The 3,145-nt window shown below is 69.8% G+C and carries 2 protein-coding genes; one reads left to right on the top strand and one right to left on the bottom strand.

Translation table 11 applies throughout. The annotated features are described in order from the left end of the window. Positions 1–239 precede the first annotated feature (239 nt). A complete protein-coding gene (gene lepA / locus VJR25_RS04705; RefSeq protein ID WP_324113037.1) occupies positions 240–2,087 on the bottom strand; it encodes a translation elongation factor 4 in 1,848 nt (615 codons plus the stop codon). Positions 2,088–2,257: 170 nt separating this feature from the next. On the opposite strand from lepA, the gene VJR25_RS04700 reads away from it, so the two are divergent. Continuing rightward, positions 2,258–3,145: lamin tail domain-containing protein (locus VJR25_RS04700; protein WP_324113035.1), on the top strand; the 888-nt coding region annotated here is incomplete at its 3' end.

Raw genomic sequence — 3,145 nt, 5'->3', positions numbered from 1 at the left:
CGCTCCGCTCGCTCAACGACCGGGAGGCAGACGCGTTTCGACTCACTCCGCTCGCTCAACGACCGGGAGGCAGACGCGTTTCGACTCGCCCCGCTCGCTCAACGACCGGGAGGGAGGCGCGTTTCGGTTCGCTCCGCTCGCTCGACGACCGGCGGGGAGGCTCCTCCCCCGGTCGTTGAGCGAGCCCGGCCGAAGGCCGGGCGAGACGAAACGCAACGAGCGGGGCTCGCCGCTCGCCGCTACTTCTTGGCGGACTCCACGTCGCCGGAGAGCGCGGCGATGAAGGCCTCCTGGGGGACCTCGACGCGGCCGACCATCTTCATGCGCTTCTTGCCCTCTTTCTGCTTCTCGAGGAGCTTGCGCTTGCGGGTGATGTCGCCGCCGTAGCACTTGGCGAGCACGTCCTTGCGGATCGCGCGGATGTTCTCGCGGGCGATGATGCGCGCGCCGATCGCGGCCTGGATCGGCACCTCGAACTGCTGGCGCGGGATGAGCTTGCGCAGGCGCTCGGTCATCATCGTGCCGTACGCGTACGCCTTGTCGCGGTGCACGATCGAGCTGAAGGCATCCACCTTGTCGCCCTGCAGCAGGATGTCGACCTTGACGAGGTCGGCGGTCTGGGAGCCGGCGGGCTCGTAGTCGAGGCTCGCGTAGCCCTGCGTCTTGGACTTCAGCTGGTCGAAGAAGTCGAACACGATCTCGCCGAGGGGCATGTTGTAGCGCAGTTCGACGCGGTCCTCGCTGAGGTACTCCATGCCGAGGAGCGACCCGCGCCGCGACTGGCACAGCTCCATGACGGTGCCCACGTAGTCCTTCGGCAGCAGGATGCCGACCTTCACCACCGGCTCCGACACCTCCGCCACGCGCCCGTCGGGGTACTCGCTCGGGTTGGTGACCGTCACCGTCTCACCGGTGTCGGTCATCACCTCGTACGTGACCGACGGCGCCGTCGTGATGAGGTCGAGGTCGAACTCGCGAGCCAGGCGCTCGGTGATGATCTCGAGGTGCAGCAGGCCCAGGAACCCGCAGCGGAAGCCGAAGCCGAGGGCCACGGAGGTCTCGGGCTCGTACTGGAGCGAGGCATCCGACAGCTTCAGCTTGTCGAGCGCCTCACGCAGGTCCGCATAATCGCTGCCGTCGATCGGGTAGATGCCCGAGAACACCATCGGCTTCGGGTCGGTGTAGCCCGGCAGCGCCACGGTCGCCGGCTTGCGCAGGTTCGTGATGGTGTCGCCGACCTTCGACTGGCGCACGTCCTTCACGCCGGTGATGAGGTACCCCACCTCGCCGACCCCGAGTCCCTTCGTCGGCACCGGCTCCGGGCTGGAGACGCCGATCTCGAGCAGCTCGTGGGTCGCCTTGGTCGACATCATCTGCACGCGCTCGCGGGGCGAGAGCTGCCCGTCGACCATGCGCACGTACGTCACGACGCCGCGGTACGAGTCGTACACGGAGTCGAAGATCATGGCGCGGGCCGGGGCATCCGCATCGCCCTTCGGCGCGGGGATCTCGGCGACGATGCGGTCGAGAAGCGCCTCCACGCCCATGCCGGTCTTGCCGCTCACCCGCAGCACGTCGTCCGGCGAGCCGCCGATGAGCCCGGCGAGCTCGGCCGCGTACTTCTCCGGGTCGGCGGCGGGCAGGTCGATCTTGTTCAGCACCGGGATGATGTGCAGGTCGTTCTCGAGCGCGAGGTACAGGTTCGCGAGGGTCTGCGCTTCGATGCCCTGAGCGGCATCCACCAGCAGGATCGCGCCTTCACACGCGGCCAGCGACCGGCTCACCTCGTACGTGAAGTCTACGTGACCGGGAGTGTCGATCATGTTGAGCGCGAAGGTCCCGGCATCCGTCTGCCACGGCATCCGCACGGCCTGCGACTTGATCGTGATGCCGCGCTCGCGCTCGATGTCCATGCGGTCGAGGTACTGCGCACGCATGTCGCGGTCGGCGACCACGCCGGTGATCTGCAGCATGCGGTCGGCCAGCGTCGACTTGCCGTGGTCGATGTGGGCGATGATGCAGAAGTTGCGGATGAGCTCCGGCGGCGTGGCGGCGGGCTGGAGAGGCTGGAGGGCGCGCGGTGACATGTCCCCTCGATTCTACGGGGCGCCGACGTCCCGCACCTCCGCCCGGCGCGGGCGGTCGGCCATCCACGATTCACCTCCGGTTCCCAGCTGATTCTTTCCTTTCTCTTGCGAGAGGGCCAGGGTGGGTCGGGTGGACCCGACCCCGGGCCGCATCATCACAGGAGATCACCGTGACCCACCACCCACCCAGCCGCGCACGCATCCCCGCAGCGCTGACCATCGCTTCACTCGCCGTCGCCGGGCTCGGCGCGCCCCTCGCAGCGCACGCCGCCGTCTCGCCGGACGCTCCCGTCGTCATCGCCGAGGTGTACGGCGGCGGCGGCAACAGCGGAGCGCCGTACAACCGCGACTTCATCGAGCTGCAGAACACCTCCGGGCATGCCGTGGACCTGAGCGGCTGGAGCGTGCAGTACGCAGCCGCGGGCGGAGCCAGCTGGCAGGTGACTCCCCTGGGCGCCCGCTCGCTGCCCGCCGGCGCCCGTCTGCTCGTCGGGGAGGCGCTCGGCGCGAACACCGCGCTGCCGTCGTTCGCACCCGACGTCGACGGCACCATCGCCCTGAGCGGCACGCAGGGCAAGGTGGCGCTGGTGGATGCCACGACGGCCCTGTCGGGGGCGTCGGGGGTGCCCGCGCAGCCGCACGTCATCGACTTCGTCGGGTGGGGCGCCGCATCGGATGCCGCCGGCTCGCCGGCACCCGCGACCACGAACGCGACCTCCGTCGCCCGCACCGCGACGGGTGCGAACACCTCGGACAACGCCGCCGACTTCACCGTCGGCGCCCCCACGCCGATGGGCGGCGGGTCGACCGATCCGGGAACGGACCCGGGTCCGGCAGAACCGCTGACGATCGCGCAGATCCAGGGCACCGGCGACACCTCCCCCTACGTCGGCAAGGCGGTGCTGACCCGCGGCGTCGTGACCGCGTCGTACCCGACCGGAGGGCTCGACGGCTTCGTCGTGCAGACGGCGGGAAGCGGTGGCCCGCAGGCCACCGCCCGCACTGCGTCGGATGCCGTCTTCGTGTACGCCACCGGGGCATCCTCCGCACAGGTCGGC

It is taken from the genome of Microbacterium sp., assembly GCF_035277845.1.
In the GTDB taxonomy this organism is placed as follows: Bacteria; Actinomycetota; Actinomycetes; order Actinomycetales; family Microbacteriaceae; genus Microbacterium.
The sequence above is the reverse complement of the archived record's forward strand: the minus strand, read 5'-3'. Positions and strand labels throughout refer to the sequence as shown.